Source organism: Kosakonia radicincitans DSM 16656 (assembly GCF_000280495.2).
GTDB lineage: Bacteria > Pseudomonadota > Gammaproteobacteria > Enterobacterales > Enterobacteriaceae > Kosakonia > Kosakonia radicincitans.
The window spans coordinates 2,735,237-2,753,482 of sequence record NZ_CP018016.1 but is presented as its reverse complement, the minus strand read 5'-3'; the positions used below and the strand labels follow the sequence as shown (position 1 = coordinate 2,753,482).

Genomic DNA, 18,246 nt, shown 5'->3' with positions numbered 1-18,246 from the left:
TCATTATTGCGCGTTGATTTTTAACCGAATGTCTAAACTGAAAGGCATACTTCTCCACCGTCTTTAAAAAGGGTTTCTCGTGCGTATCGCAACGATCACTAATTATGCTTACATCGCGACAGTGGCACTGACATTGACCTCCGGCGTTGCGTTGTTTATAGCTTCAGGCGCCGAACACAAAGAGCGCGACACGGTGGCGCAAAGCCGGACGTTTGATACCTTGATCGACGATCTGGAGAGAGAAGCCTTTGCGCTCAGCGATATGGCGCGCGATGCGGTAATCAAATTTACACCTGAAACGGTACAGAGCTGGAAAACCCGCCGGGAACAGGACATAAACCTGGAAAACCGGCTGGCTGCAATGCGTGACAGCGGTGCATCTGATGAAGAAATTCTGCTTCTGCGGGACGGGCTTACCACCCTCGACCAGCTTGAAGAAGAGCAGCGTATCGCCATTGAGGATGTGCAAAACGGCAAAGGCGTCGACGGCGTTAATCTGCTATTCAGTGGCAGCTACGAAGAAAAGCTTGAAGAGGCCGAATACCGCTTTGCCCATTTCCGCAGCCTGGTGGATCAGCGCACGCAGGCTGCCATCAAAGAAGCTACGTCACTCTCGCTGCGTCTGCGCACTTTATCGGAAGTGATGGTCGGTGTGACCGCGCTGCTGTTCTTGTTTGTGCTCGGCTTTATTATCAAACACCGTATTCTGCGCCCGGTGGTGACGCTCAGTGATGTGGTGAACCGGCTGGCGACGCAGGATTACAACGTCGAAGCGCCGGTGCTGGCGCAGGTGGATGAGATTGGCGATATGGCGCAGGCGATCCACATTTTCCGTGAAAACGGCCTTGCCAGGCAGCGGCTTGAGCAGGAGCGCGACAAGGAATGGGCTACGCGCACCCTGCTGGCGCGCATGACCCAGCGTTTGCAGGGGTGCGATACACACAGCGCCATTTTCCGTGTGGTTGACCGTTTTGCGCCGCAAATCATCCCGGAAATGGGCGGTCGGCTTTATGTGCTGAATACGCGGACTAATCGTATGAAATGCGTGGTGCGCTGGGGGTTGCCGCCCGGCGACGATGCCACTTTCCCACCGGAATATTGCTGGGCGCTGAAACGCGGGCAACTCCACAGTCCTGGCAAAGACACCGTGGATATGCCGTGCGAACATATTTTGCCGGAACTGGCGTCGCGGGCAATCTGCGTGCCGCTCAATGCGCAAAATAAGAGCATTGGCTTGCTGACCTTTGATAATTACACACCGGGTAAAGAGCCACCATATGCCTATCTGGAGTTGCTGGCAGAAACGCTGGCGCTGGCGTTAGCCAACCAGATCCTGCGCGATACTCTGACGGAAAGAGCGACGTATGATCCGCTGACTGGCCTGCGCAACCGCTACAGCCTGGAAGAGACGTTGCGAAATATGATCGATCAGGCAATGGTGGAGAACAGCACGCTCAGTTGCCTGATGCTGGACGTGGATTACTTCAAAAAACTCAACGATCAATACGGTCACGAAGCCGGTGATAAAGTGTTGCGCGAAATGGCGAAACTGATCACCGAAACGCTGGATGAGAACAGCATTGCGTTCCGCTATGGCGGCGAGGAATTTCTGATTATTTTGCCGGGCGTCGATGAAGCACAGGCGAAGATTGTTGCCGAAGCGCTGCTGCGTAATGTATTTAACCATCACATGCTGTATGAATCGCAGGATATTGGCCCGGTTTCAGTCTCTATTGGGCTGGCTACCTGGCCGCGCCATGCCCGGGCCGATAATCTGGTGCGCGCCGCCGATCTGGCGCTCTATATGGCGAAAGAACAAGGGCGCGGGAAGATTGTCGTTGCAAAAAGTGCCGGATAGTCCTTTTCCCCTGCTCTGCGCTGGCTTTTGGTGGCAGAACAGTCATTTAATGCCGGAAAATCATGCACAAAGGAGCCGTTTATGAGCTATTTTCGTCCTGTGGCATTAGAGCACGCCAGCCGCCTGTTAAACCATGGCCCGACGATTTTGATTACCAGCCGTGATGAACAGATCGATCGCCGTAATGTGATGGCGGCGGCCTGGTCGATGCCGGTGGAGTTTTCCCCGCCGCGTATCGCGATTGTGGTGGACAAAAGCGCCTGGTCACGCGAATTGATTGAGCGTAGCGGCATGTTCGGCATTGTGGTGCCTGGTGTGGCAGCGACTAACTGGAGTTACGCGGTCGGCAGCATTACCGGGCGCGATGAAGATAAATTCAACTGCTATGGGATCCCGGCGTTTGCCGGTCCCGTGCTTGGGCTGCCGGTGATTGAAGAGAAATGTCTGGCGTGGATGGAGTGTCGCCTGTTGCCGCCCACTGCCGCGCAGGAGAAATATGACACGCTGTTTGGCGAAGTGGTTTCTGCGGCTGCCGACGAACGGGCTTTTATCAACGGACGCTGGCAGTTTGATGACGACAAACTGAATACCATTCATCATCTGGGCGGCGGTAATTTTGTCGCCAGCGGCAAGCGCATTACCGCCGGCGAATAAGCTGGCGGTTACTGCGGTAACGCTTCGATCCAGTTCATCGCCAGTTGCGGCCACACGGCGGCTGGCTGGTTTTTCACACCGCGAACGCCAAATCCATGCTGCCCTTTACTGAACAGATGCAACTCCGTTAGTACGTGATGGGCATGCAGCGCATTGAACATCACCAGCGAATTGGCGACCGGCACGGACGGATCATCAATGGCGTGCAGCAAGAACGTTGGCGGTGTTTGCGCAGTCACATTCTGTTCCGGTGAGTAGCGTTTAATTTGCTGCGCGGCTGGGTTATCGCCAATCAGCGCTTTACGTGAACCGGGATGGGCAATTGCACTTTCCATCGAGATCACCGGATAGCCGAGCACAGCAAAATCAGGCCGTGCACTCTGCTTATCAATACTGTCCGTTGCCCGGTAAACCGTTTCTTCATAGCGCGTTTCCAGGCTGGCCGCGACGTGCCCGCCAGCCGAGAATCCCATCACGCCAATTTTGTGCGGGTTGATCTTCCATTCGGCCGCGCGGGCGCGCAGGGTTCGCAGCGCTCTCTGCGCGTCGGCCAGTGGCGCATCGGCACCTTCGGCATGGCCATCTTCCGGCATCCGGTAGGTCATCACAAACAGAGTGTAACCACGTGCGTTGAACTGCGGGGCTAAATCACTGCCCTCTTTATCCAGCACGACGCGTTTGTAGGAGCCGCCCGGTATGACCAGCAATGCAATGCCGTTTGGTTGTTGCGGCAGGTAAACGGTCATTTGCGGCGCACGGATGCCGGTCACTGCCCTGTCCGGCAGCGTTGGGTCTTTACTCCGCTCAAGCAGTGAATAACTGACCGGACTGTTTTTCGCACCAGGCGCTTCATCTGTTGGCCAGATCGGAAAATGCATGGTGGAAGCAAAAGCGATATGCGTGGTAAAGAAAATGGCGAATGCAGCAGTTTTAGGTATCCGGAACATAAGTCTCTCCTTGAGGAAAATGCTTATGTACCATTAAGCTATCGATGTAAAATCGAGATGCGCCACAAAACGGTGTTTCATTTTTACTAAAAAAGTGGCATTTATCATTAATGCCACTTAAATAAATCAATATAAAAGCGAAGACGGATTGCTAATAATTACTGCTTAGGACCAAAGTCGTCGTTCAGTTTATTGCCCAAAAGCTCAATAAACTTTGCCAGAACCCCACCCACACCTTGTGCAACCGCGTTGAGTACCGGCGTAAGGATCGGTGATAAGACGTTGTAAATAGCGCCGCCAATGGCGTTGCGCACCGGTTCAAAAATGTTGCCAACTATTCCCAGAACAGAGTCGAACAGACCCGCACCGGAAACCGCCTGCATTTCATTTTTAGTTAATTCTTTCACAATAATCCCTTACATTCTAAAACAGGCTGGAGCGTTAACCCCAGCCTGGATGACTGTCAGTGATATTTTAACGAAATGCCATCGACAGTCAGTTAATTAAAAATGGAGATAATTTTCTGTCAGAAATTATTGGCAGATTAATTAAGCTTTGGAGCCAAACAGGCCGCCGAACAGGTTTTTAATGATACCAAAGCCAGATTCGATGAAACCGGCAACTGCCTGGCAGGTTTTACGGCCCATATCAGCAAAAGTGGTTTTGTCGCCACCCAGGATTGCGTCAACAAGACCGCCCAGAGAACCACCGATCATGCCAGCAGTATCAGACAGAAAACCTGCGCCAGAAACAGCCATCATTTCATTAGTGTTCAGTACTTTCATGATATTTCCTTATATTTTAAAATCGGAGTATTCGCTCCGTGGTCATTTTTCATCAATGATATTCCCGCTGGAATTTCACCGATGGAGTTATTCTTCGTTAATTACGCTTTGGAGCCAAACAGGCCGCCGAACAGGTTTTTAATGATACCAAAGCCAGATTCGATGAAGCCGGCAACTGCCTGGCAGGTTTTACGGCCCATATCAGCAAAAGTGGTTTTGTCGCCGCCCAGGATTGCGTCAACAAGACCGCCCAGAGAGCCACCGATCATGCCAGCAGTATCAGACAGAAAACCCGCGCCAGAAACGGCCATCATTTCGTTATTGTTAAGCTCTTTCATAAAAACTCCTTTTTGTGTAAAGGGGCAGAATAATTACTCTACCCATGAAAACCAGAAGTGTTATTCCACCCGGAATATCACTCTCATTCAGTAAATTAAAAATAGAATCTATTATCTTTCAGGAAGACCTGACAGATTATTGATCTTTCGAACCAAACATACCGAAAAGCCCGCCGAACAGACTGCTAACGGCGTTTTTAACCATGTTGTAACCTGATTCGACAACGCCTGCGACGCTTTCGCAAATGCTACGGCCGGCATCAGAGAACGTGGTATTTTTACCACCCAGGAAAAGGTCAACGATGCCACCCAGGCCACCACCAAATGCACCAGCGGCATTTGATAAGAAGCCAGCACCGGAAACGGCCATCATTTCGTTATTATTAAGCTCTTTCATACATACTCCTTGGTATTGTAATAAATCGAAGGGAAACTCCGATTCAGAGATCAAAAGTGTTACCCGATATGGAGTAGCACCCGTGATCGGTTAATTAAAAATGTCTTTTCGAATTATCAGCCGTTATTTCGGTTTAGTAAGTTACCCAATATAACGCCAAATACTCCCAGAGGATTTTCAGCGATTGCACCAATAAACCGGCCAATAGTACGGCAAGCGTCAGTCACGAGTGTGCTTTCACCAGGGATAATAGCATCAAAGATACTACCGATACCTGCGCCGACCATACTACCTACAGTCGATAAAATGCCAGAGCCTGAAACCTCCTGCATTTCAATTGCGTTGAGTTCTTTCATATTTATCATCCTTAATCTTAATGCTCTTTATAATATACGGCTGTGGTTTGTAGAGTCTAATTTCTCGCCGCTCATAAAATTGTTTATAAAATGATTTAAACTCTGCTTTATTCGTTGAGCAAAGTATCTCTTAAAACACTTCTCGCTGTCTATAAAGAGTGAGAGATATTTTTCCTAAAACAGTATGTCGAATTCTGGTAAGAATTAAAAAAACGACCAACCTGGTAAATATCATTAGTCATATTGTATAGAAAAATGGAAATTAACATGATGCACATAGTGAGCGCATGCCAGCCGTTATTTTAGATTGATAAAGAAAGAGGGCATGCAGTCACATAAAAAATAAGTGATATTCCGGATGGAATATCACTTATGAGAGGAGCTACCAGAGTATTAATAAATGATGCTTAGCGGGGATTAGTCGCTTTTTTTACCGAACAGACCGCCGAAGAAAGAGGTAATTGCATTGATGCCAGCTTCAACAATACCGCCAATGCCTTTACCAATATTACGGCCTGCATCAGCTGCCGCAGTGTTTTTGCTACCCAGAGCCAGGTCAACGATAGCACCGATACCCCCACCGAGCATGCCAGCGGTATCAGCTAAAAAACCGGCACCTGAAACTTCTTTCATTTCTACAGTATTGAGTTCTTTCATGACTATTATCCTTAATGTTTACTTATTTAAATGCGAAACAGCAATCGAAAATTATTACTATCCGCTTTCTTTTGTTATTATTGCTAATAACGACAAACGTTATACTGAGTTGTTAAGCGAAATTATCTGCTGAAGTCATTTTTCTGTCCAGCGATCGTAATCGATAAATTTCCTAAAAAATACCATCAAAATATAACAAGCCACTTTTTTATTTATGAAGAGCAAAAGTATCTTTTTTCTTCACAAATAAAAAAGTGGCATCCCATACGGAATGCCACCAAACATAAACATCAAATAATAACTAATGGCGCTTAGCTATCAGAGGGTATTAATAATTTATTTTTTCTTGCCGAACAGACCGCCGAAAATGCTGTTGAAGATATTGTTAATAATACCGAAGCCAGATTCAACGATTCCGGCGATGCTTTCAGCCATGTTGCGGCCAGCATCTGCAGCTGCTGTGCTTTTACCGCCCATAACCATATCCACAATCGCACCAATACCGCTGCCGAGCAGACCAGCCGCATCTGACAGCATGCCAGCACCAGAGACTTCACGCATTTCAATAGAATTAAGTTCTTTCATAATATTATCCTTAATATTTCACTGTATTTTAGTTAATTGCATTTTTAACTTATTGTCTCTTGAACAGGTACTCTTTATAACCTGTGAATAAATTATCTATTATATGCCGCTTTATCGTCCAGAAATAATTTGAAATATTATTCCTAAAGTAAACAAAGCGGCATGCCGGGTGTTTATGGAATTACAGGTTGATAACGCGATCCGCTGTTGCAATAGTTGTTGCACGGTGCGCGATAATAACACGAGTAATATTCAACTGCTTAATAGCGTTATTTACACAGGCTTCGCTTTCATGATCCAGCGCACTGGTCGCTTCATCCATAAAGAGCAGCCCTGGCTTGCGATAAAGCGCGCGCGCAATAAATACGCGCTGCTTCTGCCCGCCGGAGAGCCCCTCGCCCAGTTCGCCAATTAGCGTTTCGTAGCCCATTGGCATTGCGAGAATAACATCGTGGATATGGCTTGCTTTGGCGCACTCAACCATCCACTCCTCATCGGCATGTTCAGCGAATCCACAGATATTTTCCCGCAAAGAACCGGCGAACAGCTTGTCATCCTGTAGCACGCAGCCAATCATTTTGTGGTAGTTATTGATCCCGAGTTGTTTGATATCCATGCCATCAACCAGCACCTTACCGGCATCGGGTTCAAACAGGCCGCAAAGCACTTTCATTAATGTCGTCTTTCCGGCGCCAGAAGCGCCGACCAGCGCTACACTCTCACCCGGCTCAATCCGCAGCGCCAGATCATTAAATATCGGGGCTGACTGGCTGTCGTAACGATAACTCAGTCCGGTGGTTTCAAGGCCGAGAGGACGCATTTCCGTGGTTGCCGGTAAATCCGGTTTTCTCGGCTCGCGCTCATGCAAAGCGATATCGGAAATACGTTCGTTATGCAAACTCATCATTCGCAGTTGCAGTAAGAAATCAACCAGCGAACCGATACGATCAGAGAACTGGCCACGGAAGGCGCCAAAGGCAACGAACATACCGATAGTCATCTGATTGTCTATCACCAGACTGGTGCCGAGCCACAAAATCGCGACCTGATCGCAGGCGGCAATAAACGTATTAAGGCCATTAAAAAAGAGATCCAGGCGAGTAAGTTTAATCCCGGTGTTGATGGTATCGACCTGCAAATTTAGCCAGTGAGTGCCACGACGCTCGCTCATATCCTGCATTTTGACCGTAGCGATACCGTACAGCGTCTCCATAAAATAGGAGCTGGCGCGTGCGCCTCTGACCAGGCGTTCTTCCGAGAGCTGGCGATAGTAGTTATACGTTAACAGACGGATCAGCACATAAACTGCGGTAAACCCAAGCACCACCCATGTCAGCCAGCCGCCATACAGCACCAACATTATCAATACGCCAACCACCATAATACCGTCCATGATGGCGCCGACGACGCTGCTGGTAAAGGTTTCACGTAGCGTATCCAGTGAGCCGAAACGGGATTGAATATCCCCCATTTTACGCCGTTCAAAATAGCCCAGCGGCAGTTTAATCAGGTGCCGGAATAAGCCCGATTGCCACTGCACATTAATGAGCGTAGACATCACCAGCGATGTCCAGGCGCGCAGCATGCTGACGGAGGCCCGCAACAGAATAAAGAAAAACAGCCCGATACAGATGAGCGACAGCAAACCGCGATCGCCCGCCGGAATAGCATGGTCCATGACCAGTTGCGTACCTACCGGCAGTACAAGGTTGATCGCTTCAATGACGATAGAAAGGCAAAAGATCTTTGCCAGCGTGGCTTTAATTCCGTGAACGCTACCGATCAGCGAGCGCAAGCGTACGCGATTTTTTACTTTTTCCTGGGTAAATTCACTGCCCGGCATGGCTTCCAGCGCGACGCCGGTAAAGTATTGCGACATCTCCGCCTGGCCGACAGTTCTGCGTCCACGCGCTGGATCGTTAATCACATACTTATTGCCTTTGACGGCGACCAACACCACAAAGTGGTTAAAATCCCAGTGCAGGACGCAAGGGGTTTTAAGCAGCTTCAGCTCATGCAAATCCAGCGATAATGCACGGGTAGCAAGGCCAAGCTGGCCCGCAATTTCATTCAACCCAATCAGCGTGGTTCCTCTTGCTGAGAGGTTAAACTGCTGACGCAGACTTATCAGGTCAATATTTTTGCCATAGTGGCCACAGATCATGGCCAGGCTCGCCAGACCACACTCCGAAGATTCTGTCTGGTGTACCATCGGAACGCGTCGGAACCAGCTTAAATCCAGCTTGCCGAGCAGCGCGGTAAATAGGCTTTTATTACTCATTTACAGGTCCTGTTGCGCTGTGCTTCATGTCGTAGAACGGGGAAAGCATCCATTGATAAATTCTTCTTTTTTCGAGAAACAGCGTGCTCTGCGCCTTCATGCCATTTTCCAGAGAAATACGTTTTCCGTCGTACTCCACCACTTCGCGATCGGGTTTAATAACGACTTTGTAATAAGGGATCGATGTACCCTGGAGATTTTTTGGTGCTCCAGGATAAGTCATCATTTCCTGTGTTGAAGCCGGTGTTTTCGATATCTGACTGATGGTTGCCGAAAACTGGCCGAATTTTTCGGCAGGAAAAGCTTCATAGCGGAGATTGACTTTGTCGCCGACGGCGATATACGGCGTCGCGTCGTTTGGCACCCAGGCCACCAGTAAATGGTGATCGATAGATTCGGGGATAATCTGCAACAGACTGTCGCCGGCATTCACCATTTGCCCGGCAGTGACGCTCAGGGAATCGATTTTGCCGTCAGACGTTGCCCGCACAATCACATCACCGCTGATATCAGCATTCAGACGCTCTTTTTGCAGGTCGTAACGCTGAAGTTCCATCTGGTAAATACGATTGTCGAAATCTGCCGCCTGCGTCTGAATTTCACTCTCGAGGCTGGTCACTTGCAGCGCATTTTGTTCACTCTGGCTGCGCAGACCTAACAGGTCATTCTGCTGCTGATAATAGAGCGTCACATGGTTCGTAAGCTGATCCTTGGTGATAAGACCCCGGGCCTGATAACGACGATAATTTTCCATGTTCTCTTTCATCAATTTAACGCCCTCTTCTGCCCGGCGAATAACGGCGGTCGAAAATTTAAGCGCTTCGCTATATTGCTGCTTTTGCTTCTCAAGCGTTTTCAGCGTGGCATTTTTACTCTCCTGTAACCCGGCGATAATATTTTCCACGCGGGTGATTTGTTGCTCGATATCATTGCGCTGATTATCACTGACCACGCCGCTATGGGTGCTTCGGCTGACATCAATCAGGTATACCGGATCGCCTTTTTTTATTTTTTGCCCTTCCGTAACATAGGATTTAACAATAAACCCCTGAGCATTTGAATAAATGGTAACAGGGCGAGGCCAGGTGGTAATTTCTCCACTGACGTTTACCCTGCGCATATATGTGCCATCAATTACAAAGGTCAGAAAAGCGGCCAGAAAGCAGACGCAGAACATAATAATGAGCCAGAGCGGGACGCCAGGCAGTAGTATTGCGCGTCCGCGCCATCTCATTTTTCGGTTTTCAAGTGCTTCCTTTCTAAACATTACCCCCCTCCTTAGTGGGATATTTTATCGGGTCTTATTTAGTTGCTGTTTATCACTAAATAAAAATACATTCACAAAGAAAATAATTACGTGATATTGTTTTAACAAAAACAATCACATGCAAGATTCGACATTAATAATATTGAAGGTGGCAAGCACAATTTAAATGATAACAGATATTGTCCGGGTTCTATTTGCTGCTAACGTATGTGAACGGCAAATATAAATGCTCAATATATGTTTTCGCCATAGTCATTATAAAGTTAATCAACCTGGCATAGATTCAGGGGAACTTTATATTTTTGATAGACAACTTGCAAATATGAAAGTTCCTAAATTGCTGAAAGACGTAATAAAATAAATGCGAGGTGTATAATAAAAATGGCTATTAATAAAAAATATGAATACATATAAATAATGCGTCAGCGCGGGCGCATTATCATCAGGAATAATTAATTAGCTTCGGGCTATGGCGTGAATAACCGCCCCGGTAACCTCGTGTGTGGTCGCCTTGCTTCAATATCGCCCTGCCGTTTTGCCAGAGCATGTAGTACGTGAACGCCAGCGGAAATCACTTCCGGGCAATACCATCCGCAGGAAGGGCAACAATAGAACAGGTTTTCACGGGTATCTCTTTGTCAGTGATGTACTGGCGAATATGCAGATATCCCACAGGCAATCATCGGCGGGGAACTATACAAAAAATGCAATAACAGAAATGGAGATAACTCATGATGGATAAGAAAAAAGCCCACACAGGTGATGTGGGCAGCCGCGTTTTACATACTGTAGCCCGGTTTTTTAATCAATTGCTCCATTTGCGGAGCAATTTCCGTATCCCAGACCTGCGCTTTCCACTCTTCCGGCGCGTATTCATTCAGCGCAACGCTGATGGAACTCTCTTTGCTGTTCAGATGACGCATAATCACTGCGGCAATATCCTCTGCCAGAGCGGTTTTCTGCTCATCGTTCAGATCGCGGGGAAAACATTTGATATCAACGTGCGGCATAGCAAACTCCTCGTTTTCAAGAGAGTGTCACAGTAGCACAACACGTTATCAAAGTGTGACCAGTCTGGCCGTTACCCGTGTGCGCTTGAGCAGCGTACAAAGGCCGTAAGAAAGAAGAAAAGCCAGTAACGAATAGAGCAAAATATAGAGATATGTGTCTGTTATCCCTGTCATGCGCAACAGCCGTTCATGAATAAATGCATTGTGTATCTCGATAACAAAAATATTATGCACGAGGTAAATTCCCAGCACGTTTTCACTGAGGTGGTTCACCCAGGCTGGCGAGGTGTTAATGTTCAAACTGGTCATAAAAATAAACAGACCTACAGCCGCCGTGAGTAACAGTAAGTTATAAAATTTACCATAGAAAATAGCGATCCCGGCGTGAGAGGAGATAAGTGACAGCGCAATTAGCGCCGCGATAGCCGCGAACAATGACGCTAAATGCGCAATGCCGAATGGCCTGAAGCCTGGCTTTACCAATCCGAGATAACCTCCAATCAAAAAGCAGATTAATCCTTCAGGTTGAAACGGTATCAGCAAATTGAACGGAAAAATGGCAAAGGAAAAGTAAGCCCCGGTCAATGCGTTCACTAACGTCAGGTTAGAAATCACCACCATCAAAATGAGGATTTTCAGGATCTCTGTGGCATGCTCCTTTTTAAAAGAATATCGAAATAGCGGCGTAAACACATAGAGCGGAATGACGGCAAAGATAAACCACAGCGGTGTGGCTTCGGTGTTTGCATTACTGACATTGAGATAGTTGAGGAAACCGATATCCGGAATATCGGTAAATCTGCTGATAAACTCGTTGTCATAAACATAATAAAATAACAGCCAGAAAACCAGCACGACAACGATGCCTTTGATCTTGCCAATGACATAATTCGCCTGGTTTTCATGTTTGTTATTTAATAAGAAATAGCCGCTACACACGAAAAATAGCGATACGCCAAGTAACCCAGCCTGCCTTAAAAAACATAATATGACATCATTACCATTGCGATTGAGAAAAAAGAGCGTGGTGTGTGCCATTACCACGAAGAAGATCGACAATATCTTCAGAATATCAATGGTTGCAATCCGCATTGCTGGCTCTCCTAAAGCGATAAGATAAAATGCGTGATTTTACTCGCTAACCTTTCCATGCCTAATTTTGAAGGGTGCAGCCCGTCGGAAACCGTTCCAGCGGTGTTGCTGGTCATAATATTCATGTTGAGTTCGTTGAAGCCGGAATTCTTTTGTAAGTCCAGATAAGGAATAGAGTATTGCTCACACATCTCACGGCAAACGTGGCAGTAATCGGTAAGATAATATCCTTTAGCATTCTTTTGATCTCTGCCACGGGCAAAGGAAACCGGCGTGGTGACAATGAATCCGACGCGCGCTAACGGATATTTTTTAATGACGCTGGCCAGTAATAAATTCATCGCGCCATAAAATGTCAATGGCGTATTATCTTTGATTTTTCCTATTTCTGTACCGCCCTCGGAACCGAAGTTAAAACCAAAGTCATTTCCTCCACCCCAGATGGTAATCAAATCGGGGTTCTCCCCCATCTGGTTATATCGTAAACACATCGCGGTATTATCATGTTGGTTTTTCTGTGCAATACAAGTTCCGCCAATACCATAGTTTGTCCACTCAGCAAGCCCCAGATTTTTGGCGACAATAGGCTGATACCATCCGCGTTCTGTTATGCTATCACCCAGAGTAAACCACGAACCACCGACCAGATACGAATGAATATATTCCATTACTATCATCCCGTTAATGTTAATATGATATTTCCATCTTTTATTGCCATCCGGAAATATTATCTATGGACGTCGTCCCGGTAGGAGTTGTCTCACAGAAAAGGGGCGATATCAATTTATTTTTCGCCCCTTCATCTTATATAGATTTTCAATTTATATGATGTTCTAAGAATATTTAAATACCCAGCAATAATCCGTTATGTCATGATGTCATTATTTCGCAGTACCTCCTGAAGGGCGGGTACACGACAAACCGCATCGGCAATGGCGCTGAATTTCGGCGTATGTTCCTTAAACCACGCGTGCCGCGGTCCCCAGGTTCGCATCACGCAGATATAGATATCGAGCAACGTCAATGATTCGCCAAACGCATATGGTGCGGCTTTTAGCTGGCTCTCCAGCCACAAATAGAGCGACTTGCGGTATGCCTTGCAGTTTTCCTGTAATTGTTCCGGCGCGTCGCTGGCCCAGCGTTCCGGGTAATCTGCGTAGGTAAATGTGGGATAAACATTGGCGACCAGCCATACCAGTAATCGCCAGAATTGTTGCCTTTCCGGCGTGCCGACAGGCGGCGCTAAATCCGGGCGCTGGTCGAGGATCATCAACGCCACGGCAGCCGATTCGGTCATAATGCTGCCGTCGTCAAGTTGCAGTGTCGGCACCTGGCCCAGCGGGTTAAGTTTTTTCAACATCTCCTGTCGGGCGCCAGGCTGGTCAAAGCCGTCGACGTTGACAAAGCGATAAGGGATTTCCGCCAGCGTCAACATCACTTCACTTAGCGCCGATCCCCAGCCGGGGACACCATAAACAGTGATCATAAGGGCTCCTTACAGAGGATAAGCCCTAATTTTAGGTCAAAGTGGCGAGAAATTCGTCAGCCTGCTGTGGGCTGGTAAGACGCACAAAACGCAGATGCTGGTAGCGCGGGTCCGCCATATCCTGCGCGTAACGCTGGCGATTCGCGCGCCACGTTTTTATCGTCCAGAGAATGATCGACTTGCGGCTGAAGAATGAGCGGCGGAAACTTTCACAGTTTCCGGTGCCCGGCCATAGCTCCTGTTTATGCCAGGCACGGCGCGCTGCGCGCAATACCGCCTGACGCATCGTGCGCCAGAAACCGTAATCAACCCACACGACAAGATCGACATGCCGCCATTTTATATCCCGGCTGCGATTGTAGTTGCCATCGAGTACCCAGCCCGGCTGTGCCAGTAACTGTTCCAGGCAGGAATACAGTTCCTCATCCGGCGTTCCCTGCCAGTTGGCCCGCCAGTAAAGTCTGTCCATTTCGATATAGGGCAAATTAAGCTTTGCGGCGATGCGTTTCGCCAGCGTTGATTTTCCGCTGCCGCTGGTGCCGATGACATTAATTTTCATGGAGTTATGCGGATTCCCGTTCCACAAAATGGAAGCCAATATCAACAATAGGCGCGTCAACCTCGCATCCTTCGATACGATCGGCCAGCATCGTTGCCGCCCGCTGACCAATAATTTGCCGATCGACGCTGACCGTGGTAATGGCAGGCTGATTTCCGGCGGCAAAATCGAGATCGCCAAAGCCAATCACCGCCAGATCGCGCGGCACCTGTAAACCACGCGACTGCGCTTCAATGATTGCGCCCTGCGCCAGCGTGTCGGAGCTGCAAACAATCACATCGAAATCGCCCTGCTCCAGTAGCTGCGCCAGCCCCTGGCGCCCCGAGGTGAATCGCGCTGGTAAAGCCACATCGACGCTGCCCGGTTCGCTGATGCCATTACGTTCCAGCACTTCGCGCAACCCGGCTTTACGCTGCGCGGCGCGTTTGTCCACTGTCCACAGCAAACCAGGACGGCGATAGCCTTTACGCAGCAGATACTCGGCCGTTGCCTGGCCGACTTTCTCGTGGGAGAAGCCCACCAGCATATCCAGCGGCGTCGGGGTTAAATCCCAGATTTCCACTACCGGTACGTTGGCATTGAGGAGCACTTTTTTCAGATCTGTCGAGTGATGAATCCCGGTCAGAACGATACCGTCCGGGCGGCGCGAAAGCAGCGCGGCAACCAGATCGGCTTCGGTTTGTTGCGTGTATCCGGCAACGCAGAGCAACATATGGTAACCGCGCACTGCCAGCTCATCGCTGATGGCCTGAATCGTGTCGACGAACATGTTGTTGTTAATTTGCGGCACCACCACGGCGATTAATTTACTGCGCCGCGAGGCCAGCCCACCGGCCAACGCATTGGGGATATACCCCGTTGCTTTGACCGCCGCGATAACCTTTTCTACCGTTTTGGGACGTACCAGTTGCGGCGTGTTAAGCGCCCTACTTACGGTCATGGATGACAAGCCAGCGGCACGGGCTACATCTTCCAGCGTGGGCGCACGCGGTGGGACAGAACGAGATGTTTTCGACATGTTCACTCACAGAGCATTCAGCGTTTTTATGATTCTCGCGTTGTATTATACGCATTTCTCCCATCATTGCCGCCGCTCCTCAGAAATCAGTGCGTTAGCAGGCATTTTATACTTTTTATGTTAACGCTATCATTTATAGGGCAACCACTCTGCCTGCGACTATTAAATGCGAAGTTATTCACAATAACATCTCCTTTGGCACCATTATTTGTGATCGATTGTACATAATCACACCATTTCTCTGGTCATATATTTGTTGCGGATCTACAAATGTTAGCGCAAACATTATGTTGTTCACAGGAGCTAATCATGACCGTAAGTGCGAATTCCGATGCCGTGACCTATGCCAAAGCCGCAGGGGCAAAAACCGCCGCTGAAACCGGCGATCGTATTGCGTGGGTAAAACTCTCCCTCGCCTTCCTGCCGCTGGCGACGCCAGTAAGCGATGCGAAAGTCCTCACCGGCCGCCAAAAGCCGCTGACTGAGGTGGCGATCATCATTGCGGAGATCCGCAGTCGTGATGGTTTTGAGGGTGTCGGCTTCAGCTACTCCAAACGCGCCGGGGGTCAGGGGATCTATGCGCACGCCAAAGAGATTGCCGATAACCTGCTGGGCGAAGATCCGAACGATATCGACAAAATCTATACCAAACTGCTGTGGGCAGGCGCATCGGTTGGCCGCAGCGGGATGGCGGTGCAGGCCATCTCCCCTATCGATATTGCATTGTGGGATATGAAAGCCAAACGTGCAGGTCTGCCGCTGGCGAAACTGCTGGGCGCGCACCGCGACTCGGTGCAGTGCTACAACACCTCCGGCGGCTTCCTGCATACCCCGCTGGATCAGGTGCTGAAAAATGTGATTATTTCCCGTGAAAACGGCATCGGCGGCATCAAAATTAAGGTCGGCCAGCCGGATACCAAAGAGGATATCCGCCGCCTGACAGCCGTGCGCGAAGCGCTGGGCGATGATTTCCCGCTGATGGTTGATGCCAATCAGCAGTGGGATCGCGAAACCGCGATTCGCATGGGCCGCCAGATGGAAAAATTCAATTTGATCTGGATTGAAGAACCGCTGGATGCTTATGACGTCGAAGGCCATGCCCAGCTCGCTGCCGCTCTGGATACGCCAATCGCCACCGGCGAAATGCTGACCAGCTTTCGCGAACACGAACAGCTTATCCTTGGCAACGCCAGCGACTTCGTGCAGCCAGATGCGCCACGCGTCGGCGGGATTTCACCCTTCCTGAAGATCATGGATCTGGCCGCCAAACATGGCCGCAAACTGGCGCCGCACTTTGCTATGGAAGTTCACCTGCACCTTTCTGCCGCTTATCCGCTGGAGCCGTGGCTGGAGCACTTCGAATGGCTGAATCCGCTATTTAACGAGCAGCTTGAACTGCGCGATGGGCGTATGTACGTCTCTGACCGCCACGGTCTTGGTTTCAGCATCAGCGAACAGGCCCGCGCGTGGACGCAAACCAGCTGTGAATTCGGTAAACGCCCATAATAATGACATCCTGACGGGAGAGCCCTCCCGTCTTTTTTCTGTTCCCTACACCACATTCAACCCTGTTTCGAGGAGTTGCGATGAATACAATAATTAAACGCACCAATGTGCGTTACAGCATTCTTGTTTTCTTATTTCTTGCCACCGTATTTAATTATGCTGACCGCGCCACTCTTTCGGTGGTCGCGCCAATCATGAGTAAAGAATTAGGTTTTGATCCGGAAGCACTTGGCCTCGCATTTTCGGTATTTGGTATTTCTTACGTGGCCCTGCAAATTCCCGGCGGTTGGTTGCTGGATAAATATGGTTCACGGCTGGTGTATGGCTGCGCGCTGATTGGCTGGTCGATAGTCACCATGTTTCAGGGCACCATTTACCTCTACGCCAGCCCGCTAATTGTGCTGGTAATACTGCGCCTGCTGATGGGCACGATTGAAGCGCCCGCCTTTCCGGCCAACAGCCGCTTAAGCGTGCAGTGGTTTCCAAATAAAGAGCGTGGATTTGTTACGGCTGTATATCAGGCGGCGCAATATATTTCGCTGGGTATTATTACGCCGCTGATGACCATTATTCTGCACAATCTTAGCTGGCACTATGTTTTTTATTATATTGGCGCGATCGGTGTCGTACTTGGCATATTCTGGTTGGTGAAAGTTCGCGATCCGTTATCGCATAAAGATATTAACCAGCAGGAAATTGATTATATTCGCGACGGTGGCGGTGAACCCTCGCTCGGCAGTAAAAAAGGTCCGGAAAAAATCAGCCTGGCGCAGATCAAAAGCGTCTGTATTAATCGCATGATGATCGGTGTGTATATCGGGCAATTTTGTGTCACCTCGATTACCTGGTTCTTCCTGACCTGGTTTCCGACCTATCTCTACCAGGCCAAAGGGATGTCGATTCTGAAAGTGGGTTTTATCGCCAGTATTCCGGCGATCGCCGGGTTTATCGGTGGGTTGCTGGGCGGCGTTGTTTCCGACTGGCTGCTGAGACGCGGTTACAGCCTGACGACGGCGCGTAAATTCCCGGTGATCTGCGGCATGCTGCTCTCCTGTGTGATTGTGCTGGCCAACTATACCGACTCAGAAGTGGTGGTAGTTGCGGCGATGAGCGTGGCGTTCTTCTCGAAAGGGTTTGGCAACCTGGGCTGGTGCGTGTTGAGTGATACATCGCCGAAAGAAGTGCTCGGTATCGCGGGTGGCGTGTTCAACATGTGCGGTAACCTGGCGAGCATTGTCACACCGCTGGTCATTGGCGTGATCCTCGCCAATACCCACTCCTTCGATTACGCCATTTTGTATGTCGGCTCAATGGGGCTGGTTGGTCTGTTCTCGTATTTGTTTATTGTTGGTTCGCTGGAGCGCATTACGCTAGCGCCAACGGCGGCCTGAGTCTGATTCTGGCGTCCCGCTAACGCCGCGCTGCTCCGTCACCCTGTACTCCCGGCGGA

Annotated in this window: 20 protein-coding genes; 4 read left to right on the top strand and 16 right to left on the bottom strand. The window is 49.2% G+C overall.

Annotated features, from left to right (window positions below; translation table 11 throughout):
- The first annotated feature begins 79 nt into the window (after positions 1-79).
- Both Y71_RS13315 and Y71_RS13310 read left to right on the top strand, forming a co-directional pair.
- The gene (locus tag Y71_RS13315) at positions 80-1,858 is read left to right on the top strand and encodes a sensor domain-containing diguanylate cyclase (protein WP_007375103.1); all 1,779 of its coding nucleotides are present in this window, start codon (positions 80-82) and stop codon (positions 1,856-1,858) included.
- An 81-nt stretch (positions 1,859-1,939) separates the two neighbouring features.
- Positions 1,940-2,512 carry a flavin reductase family protein gene (locus tag Y71_RS13310; RefSeq protein ID WP_007375104.1) on the top strand — a complete coding sequence of 191 codons (573 nt, stop codon included), beginning with the start codon at positions 1,940-1,942 and terminating at the stop codon, positions 2,510-2,512.
- A gap of 8 nt (positions 2,513-2,520) precedes the next feature.
- Here the strand turns inward: Y71_RS13310 and Y71_RS13305 are convergent, their stop codons facing one another.
- The 16 genes from Y71_RS13305 to Y71_RS13230 all read right to left on the bottom strand — a co-directional run bounded on the left by Y71_RS13305 (position 2,521) and on the right by Y71_RS13230 (position 15,290).
- Entirely contained in the window at positions 2,521-3,459 is a 939-nt protein-coding gene (locus Y71_RS13305) for an alpha/beta hydrolase (protein ID WP_007375105.1), read from the bottom strand.
- Positions 3,460-3,617: 158 nt separating this feature from the next.
- Positions 3,618-3,866: a bacteriocin gene (locus Y71_RS13300; RefSeq protein WP_007375106.1), complete on the bottom strand. Its 249-nt coding sequence runs from the start codon at positions 3,864-3,866 to the stop codon at positions 3,618-3,620.
- Positions 3,867-4,007: 141 nt separating this feature from the next.
- Complete coding sequence (locus Y71_RS13295; RefSeq protein WP_007375107.1) at positions 4,008-4,244, bottom strand: hypothetical protein; 237 nt, start codon at positions 4,242-4,244, stop codon at positions 4,008-4,010.
- Positions 4,245-4,345: 101 nt separating this feature from the next.
- On the bottom strand, positions 4,346-4,582 hold the full coding sequence (locus Y71_RS13290; protein WP_007375108.1) for a hypothetical protein: 237 nt from the start codon (positions 4,580-4,582) through the stop codon (positions 4,346-4,348).
- A 136-nt stretch (positions 4,583-4,718) separates the two neighbouring features.
- On the bottom strand, positions 4,719-4,979 hold the full coding sequence (locus tag Y71_RS13285; RefSeq protein ID WP_007375109.1) for a hypothetical protein: 261 nt from the start codon (positions 4,977-4,979) through the stop codon (positions 4,719-4,721).
- A gap of 116 nt (positions 4,980-5,095) precedes the next feature.
- Positions 5,096-5,335, bottom strand: a complete 240-nt coding sequence (locus Y71_RS13280; protein ID WP_035885681.1) for a hypothetical protein — start codon at positions 5,333-5,335, stop codon at positions 5,096-5,098.
- A 417-nt stretch (positions 5,336-5,752) separates the two neighbouring features.
- Positions 5,753-5,992 carry a hypothetical protein gene (locus Y71_RS13275; protein WP_007375110.1) on the bottom strand — a complete coding sequence of 80 codons (240 nt, stop codon included), beginning with the start codon at positions 5,990-5,992 and terminating at the stop codon, positions 5,753-5,755.
- A gap of 336 nt (positions 5,993-6,328) precedes the next feature.
- Positions 6,329-6,577: a hypothetical protein gene (locus Y71_RS13270; protein ID WP_007375112.1), complete on the bottom strand. Its 249-nt coding sequence runs from the start codon at positions 6,575-6,577 to the stop codon at positions 6,329-6,331.
- Between the two features lie 181 nt (positions 6,578-6,758).
- On the bottom strand, positions 6,759-8,858 hold the full coding sequence (locus Y71_RS13265) for a peptidase domain-containing ABC transporter (protein ID WP_007375113.1): 2,100 nt from the start codon (positions 8,856-8,858) through the stop codon (positions 6,759-6,761).
- A complete protein-coding gene (locus tag Y71_RS13260; protein WP_007375114.1) occupies positions 8,851-10,125 on the bottom strand; it encodes an HlyD family secretion protein in 1,275 nt (424 codons plus the stop codon). Before Y71_RS13260 ends, Y71_RS13265 begins: the two co-directional genes overlap by 8 nt.
- 779 nt (positions 10,126-10,904) lie before the next feature.
- The gene (pptA, locus tag Y71_RS13255) at positions 10,905-11,135 is read right to left on the bottom strand and encodes a tautomerase PptA (protein WP_035885678.1); all 231 of its coding nucleotides are present in this window, start codon (positions 11,133-11,135) and stop codon (positions 10,905-10,907) included.
- Between the two features lie 48 nt (positions 11,136-11,183).
- A complete protein-coding gene (locus Y71_RS13250) occupies positions 11,184-12,227 on the bottom strand; it encodes an acyltransferase (protein WP_007375117.1) in 1,044 nt (347 codons plus the stop codon).
- A gap of 11 nt (positions 12,228-12,238) precedes the next feature.
- Entirely contained in the window at positions 12,239-12,895 is a 657-nt protein-coding gene (locus Y71_RS13245) for an SGNH/GDSL hydrolase family protein (protein ID WP_007375118.1), read from the bottom strand.
- A gap of 197 nt (positions 12,896-13,092) precedes the next feature.
- On the bottom strand, positions 13,093-13,713 hold the full coding sequence (locus Y71_RS13240) for a glutathione S-transferase family protein (RefSeq protein WP_007375119.1): 621 nt from the start codon (positions 13,711-13,713) through the stop codon (positions 13,093-13,095).
- A gap of 31 nt (positions 13,714-13,744) precedes the next feature.
- Positions 13,745-14,272 (bottom strand): AAA family ATPase, encoded by a 528-nt coding sequence (locus tag Y71_RS13235; RefSeq protein WP_007375120.1) that lies wholly within the window; start codon positions 14,270-14,272, stop codon positions 13,745-13,747.
- Positions 14,273-14,276: 4 nt separating this feature from the next.
- On the bottom strand, positions 14,277-15,290 hold the full coding sequence (locus Y71_RS13230; RefSeq protein WP_081120767.1) for a LacI family DNA-binding transcriptional regulator: 1,014 nt from the start codon (positions 15,288-15,290) through the stop codon (positions 14,277-14,279).
- Positions 15,291-15,599: 309 nt separating this feature from the next.
- Here Y71_RS13230 and Y71_RS13225 point away from each other — a divergent pair, with 309 nt between their 5' ends.
- Both Y71_RS13225 and Y71_RS13220 read left to right on the top strand, forming a co-directional pair.
- Positions 15,600-16,796, top strand: coding sequence for an L-talarate/galactarate dehydratase (locus Y71_RS13225; protein ID WP_007375123.1), 1,197 nt, complete (start codon positions 15,600-15,602; stop codon positions 16,794-16,796).
- Between the two features lie 80 nt (positions 16,797-16,876).
- Positions 16,877-18,187, top strand: coding sequence for an MFS transporter (locus Y71_RS13220; protein WP_007375124.1), 1,311 nt, complete (start codon positions 16,877-16,879; stop codon positions 18,185-18,187).
- The last annotated feature ends 59 nt before the right edge of the window (positions 18,188-18,246 follow it).

What these genes read in the sequence shown, in the direction of transcription:
- Y71_RS13270 (WP_007375112.1), bottom strand. Translation starts at nt 6,577, where the DNA reads ATGAAAGAACTTAATTCTATTGAAATGCGTGAAGTCTCTGGTGCTGGC.
- Y71_RS13240 (WP_007375119.1), bottom strand. Translation starts at nt 13,713, where the DNA reads ATGATCACTGTTTATGGTGTCCCCGGCTGGGGATCGGCGCTAAGTGAA.
- Y71_RS13285 (WP_007375109.1), bottom strand. Translation starts at nt 4,979, where the DNA reads ATGAAAGAGCTTAATAATAACGAAATGATGGCCGTTTCCGGTGCTGGC.
- Y71_RS13280 (WP_035885681.1), bottom strand. Translation starts at nt 5,335, where the DNA reads ATGAAAGAACTCAACGCAATTGAAATGCAGGAGGTTTCAGGCTCTGGC.
- Y71_RS13295 (WP_007375107.1), bottom strand. Translation starts at nt 4,244, where the DNA reads ATGAAAGTACTGAACACTAATGAAATGATGGCTGTTTCTGGCGCAGGT.
- Y71_RS13225 (WP_007375123.1), top strand. Translation starts at nt 15,600, where the DNA reads ATGACCGTAAGTGCGAATTCCGATGCCGTGACCTATGCCAAAGCCGCA.
- Y71_RS13230 (WP_081120767.1), bottom strand. Translation starts at nt 15,290, where the DNA reads ATGTCGAAAACATCTCGTTCTGTCCCACCGCGTGCGCCCACGCTGGAA.
- Y71_RS13275 (WP_007375110.1), bottom strand. Translation starts at nt 5,992, where the DNA reads ATGAAAGAACTCAATACTGTAGAAATGAAAGAAGTTTCAGGTGCCGGT.
- Y71_RS13250 (WP_007375117.1), bottom strand. Translation starts at nt 12,227, where the DNA reads ATGCGGATTGCAACCATTGATATTCTGAAGATATTGTCGATCTTCTTC.
- Y71_RS13265 (WP_007375113.1), bottom strand. Translation starts at nt 8,858, where the DNA reads ATGAGTAATAAAAGCCTATTTACCGCGCTGCTCGGCAAGCTGGATTTA.
- Y71_RS13305 (WP_007375105.1), bottom strand. Translation starts at nt 3,459, where the DNA reads ATGTTCCGGATACCTAAAACTGCTGCATTCGCCATTTTCTTTACCACG.
- Y71_RS13220 (WP_007375124.1), top strand. Translation starts at nt 16,877, where the DNA reads ATGAATACAATAATTAAACGCACCAATGTGCGTTACAGCATTCTTGTT.
- Y71_RS13290 (WP_007375108.1), bottom strand. Translation starts at nt 4,582, where the DNA reads ATGAAAGAGCTTAACAATAACGAAATGATGGCCGTTTCTGGCGCGGGT.
- Y71_RS13235 (WP_007375120.1), bottom strand. Translation starts at nt 14,272, where the DNA reads ATGAAAATTAATGTCATCGGCACCAGCGGCAGCGGAAAATCAACGCTG.
- Y71_RS13310 (WP_007375104.1), top strand. Translation starts at nt 1,940, where the DNA reads ATGAGCTATTTTCGTCCTGTGGCATTAGAGCACGCCAGCCGCCTGTTA.
- Y71_RS13245 (WP_007375118.1), bottom strand. Translation starts at nt 12,895, where the DNA reads ATGGAATATATTCATTCGTATCTGGTCGGTGGTTCGTGGTTTACTCTG.
- pptA (WP_035885678.1), bottom strand. Translation starts at nt 11,135, where the DNA reads ATGCCGCACGTTGATATCAAATGTTTTCCCCGCGATCTGAACGATGAG.
- Y71_RS13260 (WP_007375114.1), bottom strand. Translation starts at nt 10,125, where the DNA reads ATGTTTAGAAAGGAAGCACTTGAAAACCGAAAAATGAGATGGCGCGGA.